The following is a 16,223-nucleotide window of genomic DNA, read 5'->3' as shown; positions in this document are numbered from 1 at the left end:
CCTGGTCAGCGGCCTGAGGCCTTGGTGGGGGAATGGGCGGATGGACCGCTCGGGGGAGGTGATGACAGCTGCGTTGTCGGTCCGCAGGCGCTGCTCGCACGAATATTCAAGGCGACTGCAGCGGTCAGCTGTTGTGCGGCGAGCCCCGGGCTACCGATGCGTTGCAGTACCAGTTGCGCAGCCTGCCTGCCACGCGCACGCGGGTCTGCAGCCAGGGTGGTCAATGCAGGCGTGAACAGCGCCGCTTCGGCGATATCGTCGAAGCCGGTCACCGCAAAGTGGCGGCCAGGTACGATGCCGTGCTTGGCCAACGCCGCCATTAAACCGAGCGCAACGCTGTCGTTGTAGCAGACCGCTGCAGTCGCCGCGTGCGCCGCACTGCTCAGCAAGCGCGCCCCGCACACTGCTGCGTCCTGGCGGTTTGGGGCCGACTCGACGTAATGCGTTTGCAGGTCCGCCGCCTGCATCGCGCGCGCGTAACCGGCGCGACGCTGCCGGCAGGAACTGGATGCGGCATGACCACCGAAAAACACGATACGCCGATGACCTTGCGCGATCAGATGCGAGCAGGCCACGAACGCGCCTTGTGCGTTATCCAGCGCCAGCAGATCCCATTGCGCGCCTTCCACCTCGCGATTGAACAGCACCACGTTGCGTTGGCGGCCGAGCACCTGGGTCAGCGCCTGCGCCTGGCTGCCTTCGGCCGGCGACAGGATGATGCCCGCCGGCGTGTGCTCCATCAGCGAGGTCAGCACTGCTTGTTGACGCTGCGTCGATTCGCCGGTGCTACCGAGCAACGTGACATAACCGGCTGCGCCCAGCGCCTCGTCCACACCGGCGGCGAACTCGGCAAAAAACGGGTTGGACAAATCGTTGATGACCAGCGCGACGCTGGACGAGGTGCGTTGGCGCAGATTCGCCGCGGCGCGGTTGTAGACGTAGTTCTGCCGATCCAATTCGGCCTCCACGCGCGCGCGCGTACTTGCATGCACAAGCGGGCTTCCGCGCAGCACCAGCGACACCGTTGCGCGCGAGACACCGATGGCGCTGGCGATATCGCGTAACCCGCCATTGCCACCATCAGTAACGACGCCGCCGCGCCGCGCTTTCCCATCTTCATTCGATGCACTTCCCAAAAGTGAAAAGACACGCCACCGATGGCGCTGAATGTGCATTGTCGCATGCGCGCGCGGCGATGCGAGCGCTGCGCTCAGCGCGCCGGCGCCTTGAGCTCGCGTTCGATTGCTGCCAGCACGCTCGGATCGTCCGGTTTGATCTTGCTGGGGAACTGCGCAACCACCCGGCCATCGCGACCGATCAGATACTTGTGGAAGTTCCAGCCCGGCGCCACGCCAGTGGCCTGGGTCAGGCGCTGATACAGCGGCGTTGCCTCGGTACCCAGCACATGGACCTTTTCGAACATCGGGAACTTCACGCCATAGGTCAGCGTGCAGAATTCCTGGATCTGCTTCTCGGATCCCGGTTCCTGTCCCTGGAAATCGTTGGATGGAAAGCCCAGTACGGTGAAGCCGCGGCTGCCGAAGCGCTGGTTGAGCGCTTCCAGTCCTTCGTACTGCGGGGTGAAGCCGCACTTGCTGGCAGTGTTGACCACCATGACGACCTTGCCGCCGTAGGTACGGTTCAGGTTGATTGGCGTCTTGCCGGCCAACGGCCGGTACTCCACATCCAGCACCGGAGTGCCGGCAGCGAACGCGGAGGTTGCAAAAAAGCCAGTCAATACAAGAGCTAGCAGACGATTGAGCAACATGAGCAATGCCCTTCCAGAGTTGAGGCGGCGCACCGCCAAGGGGTGCCATCAGTTGGGGATGACAAACAGTTGACTGCCTGCGTGTCGGTGTTATAGTTGAATACAACACCAGTCACCCAACGCAGGGGAAAGCATGAACAGCACACGCTTGACGCGACCAGTTCCGCTGTTGCTGTTCGGCAGCACCCTGTTTGCCATTGGTTGCCTGGGAGCCGCTTCCAGTCAGGTGACGGAGTCCGGCGCCGATTATGGCGTGTCGGAGGCGGTTACGGAAAACGCGACAACTCCCCCCGAAGCGCGTTCCCGGCCTGGCCGGCATGTGTGCGCTTCGCTGTCGATGCCCTATTTCTCCTTCGCGCAGGCCCTGCGCCCACGGAGCTGATCATGAACGACATTCAGTGGAGCGACGGCGCTCCCATCTACCGCCAACTCAAGGAACGGGTGATTGCCATGATGCTCGATGGAATTCTCAAGCCCGGCGATGCCCTGCCCTCGGTGCGCCAGGTGGCAGCCGATTACCAACTCAACCCCATCACCGTCTCGCGCGCCTACCAGGAATTGGCCGACGAGAACCTGGTGGAGAAACGCCGCGGCCTGGGAATGTTCATGACCCCGGAAGCCGCACAGAAGCTGCGTGGCAGCGAACGCGAGCGTTTCTTGAATGAAGAATGGCCCGCCGTGCTGGAAAGGATCCAGCGCCTGGGACTGTCCATCGACGATCTGTTGCCACAGGGAAAAACACCATGACCGCCGTCTCCTCCGACCATGTGGTCGACGCACGTGGCCTGCGCAAGGCCTACAAGCATCGGCTCGCGCTGGACAACACCAGCTTCAGCATCGCCGCCGGCCGCATCGTCGGCTTGATCGGCCCCAACGGCGCCGGCAAGACCACCGCGCTCAAGGCGGTGCTGGGGCTGACCGATTTCGATGGCGAACTGAGCGTGCTCGGCATGGACCCGCGCACCCAGCGCAATGCGCTGATGAACGAGGTCTGCTTCATTGCCGATGTGGCGGTGCTGCCGCGCTGGTTGCGGGTCGGCGAAGCGATCGATTTCGTCGCCGGCGTGCATCCGCGTTTCGATCGTGCCAAATGCGAGCGCTTCCTGGCCAACACCCAGCTCAACCGCAAATCGCGGGTGCGCGAGTTGTCCAAGGGCATGATCGTGCAGCTGCATCTGGCGCTGGTGATGGCCATCGACGCACGCATCCTGGTGCTGGACGAACCGACCCTGGGCCTGGACATCCTCTACCGCAAGCAGTTCTACCAGCGACTGCTGGAGGATTACTTCGACGAGCAGAAGACCATCATCGTCACCACCCACCAGGTCGAAGAGATCGAACACATCCTCACCGATGTGATGTTCATCCGCGACGGCCGCATCGTGCTCACCGCCGATATGGAAAGCGTCTCTGAGCGCTATACCGAAGTCCTTGTCGGTGCCGACCAGCTGGATGCAGCGCGCGCCCTGAAACCGATCGACGAGCGCGGCCTGCCGTTCGGCAAGACCGTGATGTTGTTCGATGGCGCGCCGAAAGAGCAGCTCGCCCGTTTCGGCGAAACCCGCAATCCCGGCCTAGCCGACCTGTTCGTTGCGGTCATGAAGGGGACCTACGCATGAATGCAGTGACCAACCAAGCATCACCCGCACGTACCTTCGCCTGGCTGCTCAAGCGCGAATATTGGGAGCACCGTGGCGGCTTCGTGTGGGCACAGTTCATCACCGGCGGCATTGCGGTGTTCTTCGCGCTGCTGGGCGCGGTGATCGGTGCGATCAGTGCGCGCCGCAACATGGTCGGCGACAGCATCACCATGGACGATCTGGCCGAATACACCCGTACGCTGGGCCAGGTCGGCGACGGCCTGCTGCTGGGCGGCATCGGCATCGCCTCGGTGGTCCTGGCGTTCGTGGTGTTTTTCTACGCGCTCGGCAGCCTGTACGACGACCGTCGCGACCGCAGCGTGCTGTTCTGGAAATCGTTGCCGGTGTCGGACGTGCAGACGGTGTTGTCCAAGGCCGCCTGGGCGTTGCTGCTGGCGCCGCTGATCTCCATCGCCATCGGTGCGGCGGTCGGCATGGCGCTGTGGTTGATTGCCATCGTTGGCGCCCTGATTGCCGGTGTGCCCAGCCCCTGGGCGCTGGCGACCCATTCGCACCCGTTTTCGCTGCTGTGGCTGTTGCTCAAGACCGTGCCGATGAGCCTGTTGTGGGCGCTGCCGACCGTGGGCTGGCTGATGTTCTGCTCGGCCTGGGCCAACAGCAAGCCGTTCCTGTGGGCGGTGCTGTTCCCGCTGCTGGCCTGCGTGATGCTGAGCATTCTCTCGGCGATGCCGGGCGTGTCGCTGCCGATCGGCTGGATCTGGTACGTCGTCGTCTACCGCGGCCTGCTCAGCGCCTTGCCCGGCACTTGGTCGCCTCTTGCCGTCAGCGGCAATCTGGACAGCAGCACCCTGCAAAACCCCAGCGACCTGGTGCAATGGGCCCTGCAGCACACCGACAGCACGCGCGTCTATGGCAGCGCGGACATCTGGATTGGCGCAGCCGTCGGTATCGCCTTGATCGCCGCTTCCATCTACCTGCGCCGCCGGCGCTCCGAAGCCTGAGGGACATCGCATGCGCCTGACCCTGAGCCTGGCCATCCTGCTCGCATTGCCCGCTGTTGCAGCAGCAGAGGAGCAGTGCAAATTCTCCGAGCCACGCAGCCTGGACCTGCAACTGACCGGCGTGAAGTCGGTCCTGTTCGAAGTCGCTTCCAACGACCTGCATCTGGACGCCTCGCCCAGCGGCGGCGGGAAACTGAGCGGGCGCGCCTGTGCTGCCAGGGCCGAATTGCTCGAGAACCTGACCGTGACCCAGAAGCGCGTCGGCGACAAGCTGGTGGTGAGCTTGAACGATGACCGCCGGTTTTCCTTCGGCAACAGCTATTCCTACCTGGACCTGCGCGGCAGCGTGCCGAACACGCTGCTGGTGCAATTCGACGTGGGTTCCGGCGATGCGCAGATCAACGGGGCCGCGGCAGTGAGCGCGGACGTGGGTTCCGGCGACATGACGATTCGTCACACCAAGGGCCGCGTGACCGCCAAGGTGGGTTCCGGCGATGTCGAGCTGGAAGATCTGGGCGCCCTGCGCGTGCTGGCAGTGGGCTCGGGCGACCTCAAGGCGCGCGAGGTGCACGGTGCGGCAGAGGTGGCGAAAGTGCAGTCCGGCGAGGTCAAGCTGCACGGCGTCGCAGGCAACATCAAGATCGGCACGATCGGCTCGGGCGATGTCGATATCCGCGATGTGCAAGGCAATGTCAACGTGGAGTCGGTCGCTTCCGGCGCGTTGAACGTCCGCAAGGTGCGCGGCGATCTGAACGTGGCACGCAAGGGCAGCGGCGATATCAGGGTGAGCGATGTCACCGGCAGCACGCGAGTGCCGGCAGACAAATGACGACTTCTTTCAGGATGTGGGGAGATTGCTGATGAAATTGCTTGTTTCGGCGGTAGTGATGAGCGTGTTGCTGGTGGGTTGCGGCAAGTCCGAACCCACCGTCAACGTCTCCGGCCAGGCCAATGGTGCCGGCGTGACCTTTATCGGCAAGAGCCTGACGCTCAAGCGCGATGGCTTGCCGGCCGCCACCATCAGCGTCGATGGCGCGCTCAGCATCGACGGCAAGCCGGTTGACTTGAATGACGCGCAACGTCAGGCGATGCGCAGCTACTACGCGCAGGTGCAAGGCGTGGCCAAGAAGGGCATCGACATCGGCACCCAGGGCGCGGCGTTTGGCGCACATGCGGCAGGCGAAGCGATCAAGGGCGTGCTCAGCGGCAACTCCGACCAGATCGGCGACAGGATCGAGGCCGAGGCAGACACCTTCAAGAACAAGGCCCTGCAGATCTGCGATCAGCTGGCCACGCTGCGCACCGCACAGGATGCAGCCGCGCACCTGGTGCCGGCCTTTGCGCCGTATTCGACGCTGACGCAGCACGACATCGACGATTGCCGCAAGTAGAGCGGCCGACAAACCGACCACGCCCACCGCCGGCCGGGCGTGGTCGTCGCACGGCGCGGCATGTGCCGCTCGTCCACTGCAATGCTTGTGCGCCACACGCCTGGTTGACGACCGTTCGCGGGGATGTGGCAGCGCTTGTTTCAGCAACGCTCGGCAACTGCGTATCTCACCGCCTGCGCAGCCAGTGCGGGGGCTGAGTGGCCGGCCCGGAATGCGCTCCGAGCCGGCGATGCGTGCACGGCGACCAAACAGATCGACGCCCTGCGACATTTTGGCAGGCGCCGGACCGCCGCTTTGCCGATTCGAAGACCGGGGCGGGATTACACTAGTGCGCTCCCCTCATTCCATCGACCCCATGAACAAGTTCGTGATGCTCTGCGTGGCGCTGCTGCTGTGCACGCTTGCTGCCTGTGGCGACCAGTCGTCTCGCCGCGCCGAACGCGGCAAGCCGCGCGTTGCGGTCACCACGCAATCGGTGATGATCCGCCGCCCGCCGGCTGCCAATGCCGAAATCACCCCCGACGGCACGCTCAAGATCGACGACATCGCGCTGCCGCAGAAAGAGCCGACACGCGCCAAGCTGCAGCTGCTGTTCGGCCACCTGCAGATGCTGCGTCAGCAGGCGGTCAACGAGGCCGGTCCGGATCCGGAGTACAAGTCGATCAAGCTGACCGCTACGCCGGAAATCCAGACCCTCAGTGGCGAGTTGCTGGATGAAATTCCGTCGCTGCAGCCGTATCGCGAGAGTTTCAGTAACGTGCAAGCCGAGCGGCACTGACGCTCGGGCACCTCAGCCAGGCGACGACCAGGCCGTCAAACCTGTAGGAGCGGGCTTGCGCGCGACAGGCGTCATCGACAACGCCCCATCGCGCGCAAGTGCGCTCTACGCAAGCACTGCGGTAATCAACCCCCGCCACCACCGCCGGCCTGGATACCGCCACGCGTCAATGCCGCCGGGTCGAGCAATCGCCGCAGTTCCGCTTCGCCGAGCCCGCTGTCTTCTTTTGCCACATCCAGTACCGGGCGCTGCTCCTTGTAGGCGCGCTTGGCAATCGCCGCGGCTTTTTCATAACCGATGATCGGATTCAGTGCCGTCACCAAAATGGGGTTGCGGTCCAGCGCCTCGCGGACGCGTTCCTGACGCACCTTCAGCCCGGCAATGGCGGTGTCGGCCAACAGACGCGACACGTTGCCCAGCAGGGTGATCGAATCCAGCAGGTTGTAGGCGATCAGCGGCAAGGTCACGTTCAACTGGAAGTTGCCGGTCTGCCCGGCGATGGTGATGGCCGTGTGGTGGCCGATCACCTGCGCGCACGCCATCACGGTGGCTTCGGGAATCACCGGATTGACCTTGCCCGGCATGATCGAGCTGCCAGGCTGCAGCGCCGGCAGTTCGATTTCGCCCAGCCCCGCCAACGGGCCGGCATTCATCCAGCGCAGGTCGTTTGCGATCTTGATCAGCGCCACCGCCAGCGCGTTGAGCTGGCCGGACAACTCCACCGCGTCGTCCTGTGCGGCGAGTCCTTCGAACTTGTTTTCCGCGCTCTGGAGCCTGGCTCCGCTCAGGCTGGACAAGGCCTTGGCCACCTTGCCACCGAAACGCGGATCGGCATTGATGCCGGTGCCGATCGCCGTGCCGCCCAGCGGCAAGCGGCGCAAGCGTTTGAGCGCGTCGTCGATACGCTCCTGCGCCGAACTCAGCTGCGCCGACCACGCGCCGAACTCCTGCCCAAAGGTGAGCGGCATCGCATCCATCAAATGCGTGCGACCGGTCTTGACGATCTTGTCCAGCGATTTGGCGCGCTTGTCGATGGTCTTGCGCAGATGCTTGAGCGCAGGTTGCAGATGTTCCTGCACGGCGAGCAAGGCCGACACGCGAATGGCGGTGGGCACCACATCGTTGGAACTCTGGCCGAGATTGACGTGGTCGTTGGGATGCACCGCATCCGTGCCGGCACGCGTGGCCAAGGTGGCAATCACCTCATTGGCATTCATGTTGGATGAAGTGCCCGAACCGGTCTGGTAGACATCGATGGGAAACTGCGCATCGAAGCGACCCTCGGCCACTTGCAACGCAGCGGCCTGCACGGTCTTGCCGATCGACTTGGGCAGCAATCCAAGCTCGGCGTTGACGCCGGCTGCCGCGGCCTTGATCAAGCCCAACGCGCGAATGAAACCGCGCGGCATCGGCTGCCCGGACACCGGGAAATTCTGCACCGCGCGCTGGGTCTGCGCACCCCACAGCGCATCGGCGGGCACCTGCAGTTCGCCCATGCTGTCGTGTTCGGTCCTGAAACGTTCGCTCATCTGCACTCTCCGCACATTGCTGATTTGTGGTGATGGATGGCTGGCGGCGGGCGTACCCACGCTGGCGAGGCTGTCTACGATACTCGCTCGCCGCGTTGCGACGATGTCGTCGCACGCCGTCGGCTAGACTGCCTGCTGATCCTGACGAGATACCAAGCCGCCATGGGCGATGAGCCTGACTGTAGAAACGTAAGTTCCGCATCGATTTCCGCGACACCGCTTGTCGCCGCTGCACATGCGGTCGCATGCCGATGTACCGCTCCCGCAGCGCATGGAGGCGGCCATGTGGGGTAACGTCCTGCTACTGTTGGTGGCATTGCTGCTGGTGCTGTTGAATGGGTTTTTTGTCGCCGCCGAATTTGCGCTGGTCAAGCTGCGGCACACGCAAGCGGTGGGCCTGGCGCAGACCAACGGCTGGCGCGGGCGTTTGCTGCTCGGTGTACACGCGCATCTGGATGCGTATCTGTCGGCCTGCCAGCTCGGCATCACCCTGGCCTCGCTCGGATTGGGCTGGGTCGGCGAGCCGGCGTTCGCGCATCTGCTGCAACCGCTATTCGACACACTGGGCCTGTCGCCGGAAGCGGCACAGTTCACTGCGCTGGCAATCGCGTTCAGCCTGATTTCGTTCCTGCACATCGTGCTGGGCGAATTGGCGCCCAAGACCATGGCGATCCGCCGCCCGGAACGCATGTCGTTGTGGACCGCCGCGCCGCTATACGTTTTCTATTGGCTGATGTACCCGGCCATCTGGGTCCTCAATACCAGCGCCAATCGCTTCCTGCGCCTGCTCGGCTGGGGCGAAGTGGAACATCACTCGCATCGTTACTCACGCGAGGAATTGATGCTGATCGTCGGCCGCCAGGACCCGAACGCCGCGACGCCCGACCAGGGGCTGGCCTTGATGAGCCACGCGTTGGAATTGCCGGATCTGGTCGCCGGCGATCTGATGCGTCCGCGCGAGCACATGCGCAGCCTGCGCGAAGGCATGAACCTGCAAGCGGTGCTGGCCGAATTCAGTGAGTCGCGCTACAGCCGCCACCCCTGGTTCGATGCCGATGGCGAGCAAGTGCTGGGCATCCTGCACACCAAGGATCTGCTGGTGGCGATGGCGCGCGGCCAGAACCTGGACGATCTGCGTCCGCTGCTGCGCCCGCCCACTGTGCTGACCCTGGAAACGCCGATTCCCAACGCACTAGAGCAATTCCGCACCGGCACCACCCACCTGGCGCTGTGCGTGGAAGAAGAAGGCCGCATCCTGGGCTTTTTCACCCTGGAAGACCTGCTGGAAGTGGTGGTCGGCGACATCGAGGACGAGCACCGCCATGTGGTGCGCGATGCCCCGATCCGTGGCCAGGACGGCTCGCTGCTGGTCGCCGGTAGCACCTCGATCTTCCGCCTGGAACGCCTGCTCGGTCAGGATCTGAGCGCACCGGACCACGTCAATTCGGTCGGCGGGCTGATTTTGTATCAGCTGCAGCGCCTGCCGGAGGAAGGCGAAACGCTGGAACTGGATGGGCACCTGCTGACCGTGCGGCGCATGGCAGGCCACCGCATCCAGGCCGTCACGGTGCGTCCGGTGGGCGAAGCCGTCGACGCGGCAAGCTGAAGCCGTCGAGTCATTCGGCGGACGCGCCAGGCGATTGGCCGATGCGAAACCAGTAACGGTAATCGCGCGACTGCCCGCCGAACCGCACCCCGCGAATGGTCACGTCGTAGATCACACCCGGCTGCAGGCGCGGCACCCGGAACTGCAGGCTGTTGGGCACCCCGAAACCTTCGTGGTCGTCGCTCAGGTTGCGCACCTGCAGTTGGCGTCCATCGCGCTCGCGGATCTGCACATGCGCATCGGCGTAGTCGACATCGCGATTGGCGAACTTGCGCTTGCGGTCCGGCAAGGCGGTGAACGACAACAGCGCATCGTCGACGTAGTAGCGGCGCGGGTACTCGCCGATCGGCCAGGCGATGAAATCCTCACGCGTGCGCGCAGCGACGCCGACCGCGGGAACCAAGCGCAGCGCAGCACCGCTACTGACCGCAGCGCCGTCGCGACCGGCCACCATGCCGAAGGCGACGCGTTGCAGAAACGGATCCAGCAGCCAGCGCCGGTGCCCCAATCCACCGGCGCTGACGTTGTTGGCGTCGGTCAGCCACTCGATCACGATCTGTTCGGCGCTGGAAAAACGCAGCAGCGGCGAGCTGACCCCGCCATAGATCAGGCTGCGGCGCGCGCCCCTGGCTGCGGTGTCGGAATAACAGCGCCAGTGAGGCGTCGGCGTATGGCTGAGGCGGCCGTTGGCGGCAATGACCAAGGCCGCCTGGGTGGCTTCGGTCTCGGCCGCCGGGTCGTCGTCGACCGCCTCCAGACCGTGCAGCCGACGGATGTCGTTGATCAGCGCCAGCACGCGTTGTCGCTGCGCCGGCTGCAGCTCGCCGGCGCGGCAGCCGGCGATCGCGGGCGGGGTGCGATACAGCGCCGCCGCCTGCGCGGCGAAGTCGGCATCCTGCGCGGCGGCGGGCAGCGCGGCGGACAAGATCGCGAAGGCGAGGCGAGCGAAGATCGGGCGCATGGCAGGCCGGAACAGCGCGGGGAGCTCTACCATAAAGTGCAGCTCGCGCCATGTCGGGGCTTCTCTGCCGCGCGGATAGCCCGCCATTCAGCCCACGTCGGCGCGGGGTTGGAGGACCGGTTTTGCAGCGCTGCGGACCTGCCCGCGGCCCTGGCGGCGTAGAATGCTGGCCCCACCGTCACCGCTGCCTCCCTTGCCCATGTCGGATTCCGCCCTGCTCGCCCTGTCCCCGCTCGACGGCCGCTACGCCTCCAAGGTGGATGCGCTGCGCCCGATCTTCTCCGAATACGGCCTGATCAAGGCCCGGGTCAAGGTCGAAATCGAATGGCTGCTGGCACTGGCCAGCGAGCCGGGCATCGCCGAACTGGCGCCGTTCTCGGAAAGCGCCGCGCAGCGCCTGCGTGCGCTGGCCGATGGCTTCAGCGTCACCCATGCCGCCCGCGTCAAGGAGATCGAGCGCACCACCAACCATGACGTCAAGGCGGTGGAGTACTTCATCAAGGAGCAGCTCACCGACGACGCCGAGCTCGGGCCGGCACTGGAATTCGTGCACTTTGCCTGCACCAGCGAAGACATCAACAACCTCAGCTACGGCCTGATGCTAGAGCAGGCCCGCCGCGAGGTGCTGCTGCCTAGCCTGGACGGCATCGTCGCCTCGCTGCGCAGCCTGGCGCATGCGCAGGCGGCCCAGCCGATGCTCTCGCGTACCCATGGCCAGACCGCCTCGCCCACCACGCTCGGCAAGGAAATCGCCAACGTGGTCGCGCGCCTGGAGCGCCAGCGCAAGCAGATCGCCGCAGTCGAACTGACCGGCAAGATCAACGGCGCGGTCGGCAACTACAACGCGCACCTGGTGTCGTACCCGGACCTGGACTGGGCGGCGTTCGCACAGCGTTTCGTGGAAAGCCTGGGCCTGGTGTTCAACCCCTACACCACCCAGATCGAACCGCACGACAATGTGGCCGAAATCGGCGATGCCAGCCGCCGCGCCAACACCATCCTGATCGACCTGGCGCGCGACATCTGGGGCTATATCTCGCTGGGCTACTTCAAGCAGAAGCTCAAAGAGGGCGAAGTCGGCTCCTCGACCATGCCGCACAAGGTCAACCCCATCGACTTCGAAAATGCCGAGGGCAATTTCGGCATCGCCAACGCGCTGTTCGAACACTTTTCCGCCAAGTTGCCGATCAGCCGCTGGCAGCGCGACCTCACCGATTCCACCGTGCTGCGCGCACTCGGCACCGCGTTCGGCCACACCCAGGTCGCGCTGGATTCGCTGGCCAAGGGCCTGGGCAAGCTCACCGTCAACCCCGAGCGCCTGGATGCCGACCTGGATGCGGCCTGGGAAGTGCTGGCCGAAGCCGTGCAGACGGTCATGCGCCGCCACGGCCTGCCCAATCCGTACGAACAACTCAAGGCGCTGACCCGCGGCCAGGGCATTACCGCCGCCTCGATGCAGGCCTTCGTGGAAAGCCTGCAACTGCCCGAAGACGACAAGCAGCGCCTGCGCGCGCTCACCCCGGGCGCCTACACCGGCCTGGCCGAGCAGTTGGCGCGCGCGATCTGAGCTGACCGAACCGCACGCGCGGAGGGAGCCTGCGCAGCGGGTCACGTCATCGACCTCATCGGCGAAGCTGCATCGGCGAGCCTGCATCGACATGACCACATGCCGATGCAGCCCGATCAGGCCCAGTGATAACGAGTCCAAGACACCTCGCACCGGACGGATTGCACGTCGTTGGCGTATTGGACGCCCGGCCAGCGCCTGCACATGGATGACCCAACCGCACTGCTATCGTGCCGGCCTCACCTTCAGGAGATCGGCGATGCGCGTCACTCACACGGCACTGTCACTGTTGACGCTGGCAAGCGTCCTTGCACTGAACGGATGCGGCGGCGAGGGCCCCGCTGCGCAGGCGCTGTCGGGGGTTTCCACTCCCCTGACCGATCCGGCCAGCGGCGCAGACTGTGCCGGCAAAGACGTCCGACTGACCCGCAATGACAGCGAATGGATCCTGCACGGCGAGTGCGGCACGGTCACCATCACCGCCTCGCGTGGCGCGATGAATCTGGACACCGCACGCAGCATTCGGCTGGAGGGAAGCAACTTCACGGTGCTCAACGAGCAACTCGGTCAGCTCAGCGTGAGCGGTCACGACAACACGCTCAATCTGACCGATGTCGACACCGTGGATATCCAGGGCAACAAGAATCTGGTGCTGGCGCGCGCCGTCAAACAGGTACGGTTTTCGGGCAACGACAACACCGTCAACCCATCCAGCAAACCCGCACTGGACGACCGTGGCAGCGGTAACAAAGTGATGTGATGCGTGCTGGTGCGACACCCGCAGAGGTGGGCGTGCGCACCAGCGCGTTGCTGCACGGCCGCGTCGTTGGACAATGCCCTCAAGCAATACCGCTTGGGACAATGCGGATGTAGAACCTCGTCACGGCCACCGCGCGGCCACCAGCGCCACCTCGCGCGGCTCGGCCGCACCACGCACGATGACCAAACGCAGGGTCTGCCCGATCTTGCGGTTGGCGGCCTGCTTGGGCACGTCGGCCCCGCTTCCGGCCACCGTGATGCCTTGCGCGGATACGATCGCATCGCCGACCTGCAGCCCGGCAGTCGCTGCGGGCGAGACCGGCTTCACCGAATCGATCGTGGCCGAGGTCAGCGTGGGATTGAATGAAAACCCCTCGCCCTCCACTTCAAAACCCAGGCCGAACCAACCCTTGTCATCGGTGGCCTGCGCAGCGCCGTGCCCCCCCAGCGTCGCCGTCAACAACAGCAACATCAGCGTCCGCCGATTCACGCACCCGATTTCCCGACTAGGGGAGCAGCACCCCACGGCTGCGATGCCGCAGTGTTCCAGTCAGGGACTTCCAACTCATGTGCCGTCGGACACCCTGACCAGTGCCAAGGCAGCCGCCGGCAACGCGTGAGATGCACCCCGCACAGGTGCACATCCGGCTCGGGCAGTCGACAATAGGCCATTGGCGCCGGCCGATGCCGCGCACCGCACTCTCTTCTACATCGTGTAAGGACCCCACATGGCCGTACGTAAAGCGACCCCACTTGCCATCGAAGTCCAGGCCCGTCCGGGACAGCCGCTGGGTATGCCGGTCGAGCGCTTCCTGCGCAATTACTGGCACAAGCACCCGCTGTTGATCCGCAACGCGTTCGCGGAGTTCGCCTCGCCGCTGCAGCCGGAAGACCTGGCTGGGCTGGCCTGCGAAGACGGCGTGCTGGCGCGCCTGATCAGCCACGACCGAGCCACCGACCGCTGGGACGTGCGCACCGGCCCGTTCCAGGAAGCCGATTTCCCGGGCCTGCCCGACCATGACTGGACCCTGCTGGTGCAGGACGTGGACAAATGGGACGCCGACGTACGTGCCCTGCTGGAGCACTTCCGCTTCCTGCCGCGCTGGCGCATCGACGACATCATGATCAGCTTCGCCGCCACTGGCGGCTCGGTGGGCGCGCATGTGGACCATTACGACGTGTTCCTGCTGCAGGGCCAGGGCCACCGCCGCTGGCAGATCGACGCACGCACCGTCCAGGGCCGCAAGGCCACGCCGCTGGCGTTCCGCGACGATGTCGAGCTCAAGCTGCTGCGCGAATTCAAGCCCACCCACGATTGGGTGCTGGGCCCGGGCGACATGCTCTACCTGCCGCCGCTGATCCCGCACCACGGTGTGGCCGAAGACGCCTGCCTGACCTTCTCCATCGGCACCCGCGCCCCCTCCTCGGCCGAGCTGATCGGCGATTATCTGGACACCTTGATCGCCGCAGCGGACGAGGCCGTGCGCTATCACGACGAAGACCTCAAGCTGCCGGCCGACCCCTACGAGATCGACGTCACCGCGATGAACCGCGTGGTCGCTGCGCTCAACGCGCTGCGCATGAACGACCCCGACCGTCTGGGCGACTGGTTCGGCCGTTTCATGACCACCTATCGCGCCTCCGGCGACGTGGTGCCGGCGCCCGAGCCGATCCCGCGCGAAGCGGTCGAGCAGGCGCTGGAAGAAGGCGTGCTGCTGCACCGCCACCCGTGGTCGCGGTTGGCCTGGCGGCGCGCCAAGCGTGGCGCCACGCTGTTCTGCAGCGGCCTGGAGTTTGCGCTGTCGGCCAAGGATGCGTCCCGGCTGGCTGCAGTCGAAGAGATCGACGGCACGTTGTACGCGCAGTTGTCGCCGCGTGGCCGCGAGGTGGTGCTGGAGCTGCTGGCACAGGGGCACTACCAGCGCGCCCACGAAGATGCCGAGGACGACATTTCAGACGACGACCACGCGCATGCCCTGAGCGTGTCGGCCGACCACGACGATGAAGACGTCGAGGATGATGCGCCGGAGACGGACCAAGACATCGATACCGACGCCGATGTCGAACAGGTTGCCGACGCTGCCGACACCCCGGCAGAGGCGCTGGAGGCCGATGTTGAACCTGGCGATGACGCCGACGCCGCGGAGGACCTCGACAGCGCGATCGCCGACGAGCCCGATTCCGACAACAGCCACGACGCTACCAAGCCTGCATGAGCGCGCACGCCAGACCGCAGATCGTCACGCTGGACCCGGCCGCCGACGCCGCGGCACTGCGTGCGCTGCGGCTGGCCTGTGCCACCGACACCGCTGGCGACACCGGCGGTGCCGAGTGGGATGCACTGGACCCGCTCAGCCTGCATCTGGCAGCGCGCACCGACGACGGCCAACTGATCGCCTCGGTGCGGCTCACTGCCGACCGCCGTCTCGACCGACTCGGCGTGCTGCCCGGCTGGCGCCGCCGTGGCGTGGCGGACCAACTGCTCGCTGCCGCGGTCGACGCGGCACGGCGGCACGGCTGGCCCAGCCTGCGCGCATGCCCCACCCCCACAGCGGAAGCGGTCTTCGCACGCCTGGGCTTCCTGCCCGACGCTGCCCCCCTCTTTTCAGCCGAGCGCATCGGCCAGCCCCAAGATGCACCCGGCACCGTCGTGCACCGTCGCCTCGACGGCCCGATGGCAGTCGACACCTTCACCGCAGCCTTGGCCGCCACTACCGGGCTGCTGTGCGCCGCGCGCCGCCAGGTGCTGATCTACACCCGCGCCCTGGACCCGCCCCTGTTCGACAACCCCGCGGTGCTCGATGCGCTACGCCGTTTCGCCACCGCCCGCCACGACAAGCGCGTGCATGTCCTGGTGCAAGACACCGCCAGCGCCGCGGCCAGCAGCAGCGCGATGCTGCGCCTGGCACAGCGCCTGCCCAGCGTGTTCCGGTTCCGCGCGGTCAGCGACCCGGTCGATGCAAGTTTTGCATCGGCCTATGTTGTCGGCGACGACGCCTACTACTTTCGTCCAACGGGTCATCGCTTCGATGATGGCGAAACCTGGCTGTCGGGTGCAGCGCGCAGCCGCCAGTTGGAGCGCGAATTCGCGCAGATATGGGAGCGCAGCGCGCTCTGGAACGGGCCGCGCGCGCTCGGCATCTGACCCCACAGCGCCCCTCGCACGTAGGCGCGCGCGCAATTGGTCTACCCCGCCGGTCAGCTTGCAGACGCCCCCTCACTAGCGCAAGGGGGTATAATTTTTCGAGATTTGAGACCGACC

Annotated in this window: 17 protein-coding genes; 12 read left to right on the top strand and 5 right to left on the bottom strand. The window is 65.5% G+C overall.

All coding sequences use genetic code 11. From position 1 onward, the window contains the following. Positions 1 to 5 precede the first annotated feature (5 nt). Both FLG15_RS07580 and FLG15_RS07575 read right to left on the bottom strand, forming a co-directional pair. Entirely contained in the window at positions 6 to 1,175 is a 1,170-nt protein-coding gene (locus FLG15_RS07580) for a LacI family DNA-binding transcriptional regulator (RefSeq protein ID WP_370512615.1), read from the bottom strand. A gap of 35 nt (positions 1,176 to 1,210) precedes the next feature. Further along, positions 1,211 to 1,768: a glutathione peroxidase gene (locus FLG15_RS07575; RefSeq protein WP_057678253.1), complete on the bottom strand. Its 558-nt coding sequence runs from the start codon at positions 1,766 to 1,768 to the stop codon at positions 1,211 to 1,213. Positions 1,769 to 1,901: 133 nt separating this feature from the next. On the opposite strand from FLG15_RS07575, the gene FLG15_RS07570 reads away from it, so the two are divergent. From FLG15_RS07570 to FLG15_RS07535, 7 genes are all read left to right on the top strand, one after another. Continuing rightward, a complete protein-coding gene (locus tag FLG15_RS07570; RefSeq protein WP_081022799.1) occupies positions 1,902 to 2,150 on the top strand; it encodes a hypothetical protein in 249 nt (82 codons plus the stop codon). A gap of 2 nt (positions 2,151 to 2,152) precedes the next feature. Then, entirely contained in the window at positions 2,153 to 2,515 is a 363-nt protein-coding gene (locus FLG15_RS07565) for a GntR family transcriptional regulator (RefSeq protein ID WP_003483692.1), read from the top strand. Then, the gene (locus FLG15_RS07560) at positions 2,512 to 3,387 is read left to right on the top strand and encodes an ABC transporter ATP-binding protein (RefSeq protein WP_150145782.1); all 876 of its coding nucleotides are present in this window, start codon (positions 2,512 to 2,514) and stop codon (positions 3,385 to 3,387) included. Before FLG15_RS07565 ends, FLG15_RS07560 begins: the two co-directional genes overlap by 4 nt. Continuing rightward, on the top strand, positions 3,384 to 4,370 hold the full coding sequence (locus FLG15_RS07555) for a hypothetical protein (protein WP_041019234.1): 987 nt from the start codon (positions 3,384 to 3,386) through the stop codon (positions 4,368 to 4,370). The genes FLG15_RS07560 and FLG15_RS07555 overlap by 4 nt, the downstream gene beginning before the upstream one ends. A gap of 10 nt (positions 4,371 to 4,380) precedes the next feature. Beyond that, a complete protein-coding gene (locus tag FLG15_RS07550) occupies positions 4,381 to 5,199 on the top strand; it encodes a DUF4097 family beta strand repeat-containing protein (protein ID WP_057678255.1) in 819 nt (272 codons plus the stop codon). 31 nt (positions 5,200 to 5,230) lie between these two features. Beyond that, positions 5,231 to 5,761 (top strand): DUF2884 family protein, encoded by a 531-nt coding sequence (locus FLG15_RS07545; RefSeq protein WP_057678256.1) that lies wholly within the window; start codon positions 5,231 to 5,233, stop codon positions 5,759 to 5,761. Between the two features lie 355 nt (positions 5,762 to 6,116). Next, positions 6,117 to 6,539, top strand: coding sequence for a hypothetical protein (locus FLG15_RS07535; RefSeq protein ID WP_057678257.1), 423 nt, complete (start codon positions 6,117 to 6,119; stop codon positions 6,537 to 6,539). 125 nt (positions 6,540 to 6,664) lie between these two features. On the opposite strand, the gene FLG15_RS07530 is transcribed toward FLG15_RS07535, so the two are convergent. After that, positions 6,665 to 8,068, bottom strand: coding sequence for a class II fumarate hydratase (locus tag FLG15_RS07530; protein ID WP_057678258.1), 1,404 nt, complete (start codon positions 8,066 to 8,068; stop codon positions 6,665 to 6,667). 220 nt (positions 8,069 to 8,288) lie between these two features. On the opposite strand from FLG15_RS07530, the gene FLG15_RS07525 reads away from it, so the two are divergent. Continuing rightward, on the top strand, positions 8,289 to 9,674 hold the full coding sequence (locus FLG15_RS07525; RefSeq protein ID WP_209228154.1) for a hemolysin family protein: 1,386 nt from the start codon (positions 8,289 to 8,291) through the stop codon (positions 9,672 to 9,674). A 10-nt stretch (positions 9,675 to 9,684) separates the two neighbouring features. Here FLG15_RS07525 and FLG15_RS07520 read toward each other — a convergent pair whose 3' ends face one another. Then, a complete protein-coding gene (locus FLG15_RS07520; RefSeq protein WP_150145778.1) occupies positions 9,685 to 10,668 on the bottom strand; it encodes a CAP domain-containing protein in 984 nt (327 codons plus the stop codon). Positions 10,669 to 10,834: 166 nt separating this feature from the next. Between FLG15_RS07520 and purB the strand changes: the two genes are divergently transcribed. Both purB and FLG15_RS07510 read left to right on the top strand, forming a co-directional pair. After that, positions 10,835 to 12,202 carry an adenylosuccinate lyase gene (purB, locus tag FLG15_RS07515; RefSeq protein ID WP_041019230.1) on the top strand — a complete coding sequence of 456 codons (1,368 nt, stop codon included), beginning with the start codon at positions 10,835 to 10,837 and terminating at the stop codon, positions 12,200 to 12,202. A gap of 259 nt (positions 12,203 to 12,461) precedes the next feature. Further along, positions 12,462 to 12,962 carry a DUF3060 domain-containing protein gene (locus tag FLG15_RS07510; protein ID WP_057678261.1) on the top strand — a complete coding sequence of 167 codons (501 nt, stop codon included), beginning with the start codon at positions 12,462 to 12,464 and terminating at the stop codon, positions 12,960 to 12,962. Positions 12,963 to 13,082: 120 nt separating this feature from the next. Here the strand turns inward: FLG15_RS07510 and FLG15_RS07505 are convergent, their stop codons facing one another. After that, positions 13,083 to 13,346, bottom strand: coding sequence for a PDZ domain-containing protein (locus FLG15_RS07505; protein ID WP_057678272.1), 264 nt, complete (start codon positions 13,344 to 13,346; stop codon positions 13,083 to 13,085). 343 nt (positions 13,347 to 13,689) lie between these two features. On the opposite strand from FLG15_RS07505, the gene FLG15_RS07500 reads away from it, so the two are divergent. Together FLG15_RS07500 and FLG15_RS07495 are read left to right on the top strand one after the other, a co-directional pair. Beyond that, positions 13,690 to 15,177 (top strand): ribosomal protein uL16 3-hydroxylase, encoded by a 1,488-nt coding sequence (locus FLG15_RS07500; RefSeq protein ID WP_150145774.1) that lies wholly within the window; start codon positions 13,690 to 13,692, stop codon positions 15,175 to 15,177. Next, positions 15,174 to 16,106: a GNAT family N-acetyltransferase gene (locus FLG15_RS07495; protein ID WP_057678263.1), complete on the top strand. Its 933-nt coding sequence runs from the start codon at positions 15,174 to 15,176 to the stop codon at positions 16,104 to 16,106. Before FLG15_RS07500 ends, FLG15_RS07495 begins: the two co-directional genes overlap by 4 nt. The last annotated feature ends 117 nt before the right edge of the window (positions 16,107 to 16,223 follow it).

The organism is Xanthomonas phaseoli pv. dieffenbachiae (assembly GCF_008639345.1).
Classification (GTDB): Bacteria; Pseudomonadota; Gammaproteobacteria; order Xanthomonadales; family Xanthomonadaceae; genus Xanthomonas; species Xanthomonas phaseoli.
Note: the sequence above shows the minus strand (reverse complement) of the source record. Positions and strands in the feature narration are given on the sequence as shown.

What these genes read in the sequence shown, in the direction of transcription:
- FLG15_RS07580 (WP_370512615.1), bottom strand. Translation starts at nt 1,175, where the DNA reads ATGCACATTCAGCGCCATCGGTGGCGTGTCTTTTCACTTTTGGGAAGT.
- FLG15_RS07575 (WP_057678253.1), bottom strand. Translation starts at nt 1,768, where the DNA reads ATGTTGCTCAATCGTCTGCTAGCTCTTGTATTGACTGGCTTTTTTGCA.
- FLG15_RS07570 (WP_081022799.1), top strand. Translation starts at nt 1,902, where the DNA reads ATGAACAGCACACGCTTGACGCGACCAGTTCCGCTGTTGCTGTTCGGC.
- FLG15_RS07565 (WP_003483692.1), top strand. Translation starts at nt 2,153, where the DNA reads ATGAACGACATTCAGTGGAGCGACGGCGCTCCCATCTACCGCCAACTC.
- FLG15_RS07560 (WP_150145782.1), top strand. Translation starts at nt 2,512, where the DNA reads ATGACCGCCGTCTCCTCCGACCATGTGGTCGACGCACGTGGCCTGCGC.
- FLG15_RS07555 (WP_041019234.1), top strand. Translation starts at nt 3,384, where the DNA reads ATGAATGCAGTGACCAACCAAGCATCACCCGCACGTACCTTCGCCTGG.
- FLG15_RS07550 (WP_057678255.1), top strand. Translation starts at nt 4,381, where the DNA reads ATGCGCCTGACCCTGAGCCTGGCCATCCTGCTCGCATTGCCCGCTGTT.
- FLG15_RS07545 (WP_057678256.1), top strand. Translation starts at nt 5,231, where the DNA reads ATGAAATTGCTTGTTTCGGCGGTAGTGATGAGCGTGTTGCTGGTGGGT.
- FLG15_RS07535 (WP_057678257.1), top strand. Translation starts at nt 6,117, where the DNA reads ATGAACAAGTTCGTGATGCTCTGCGTGGCGCTGCTGCTGTGCACGCTT.
- FLG15_RS07530 (WP_057678258.1), bottom strand. Translation starts at nt 8,068, where the DNA reads ATGAGCGAACGTTTCAGGACCGAACACGACAGCATGGGCGAACTGCAG.
- FLG15_RS07520 (WP_150145778.1), bottom strand. Translation starts at nt 10,668, where the DNA reads ATGGTAGAGCTCCCCGCGCTGTTCCGGCCTGCCATGCGCCCGATCTTC.
- purB (WP_041019230.1), top strand. Translation starts at nt 10,835, where the DNA reads ATGTCGGATTCCGCCCTGCTCGCCCTGTCCCCGCTCGACGGCCGCTAC.
- FLG15_RS07510 (WP_057678261.1), top strand. Translation starts at nt 12,462, where the DNA reads ATGCGCGTCACTCACACGGCACTGTCACTGTTGACGCTGGCAAGCGTC.
- FLG15_RS07500 (WP_150145774.1), top strand. Translation starts at nt 13,690, where the DNA reads ATGGCCGTACGTAAAGCGACCCCACTTGCCATCGAAGTCCAGGCCCGT.
- FLG15_RS07495 (WP_057678263.1), top strand. Translation starts at nt 15,174, where the DNA reads ATGAGCGCGCACGCCAGACCGCAGATCGTCACGCTGGACCCGGCCGCC.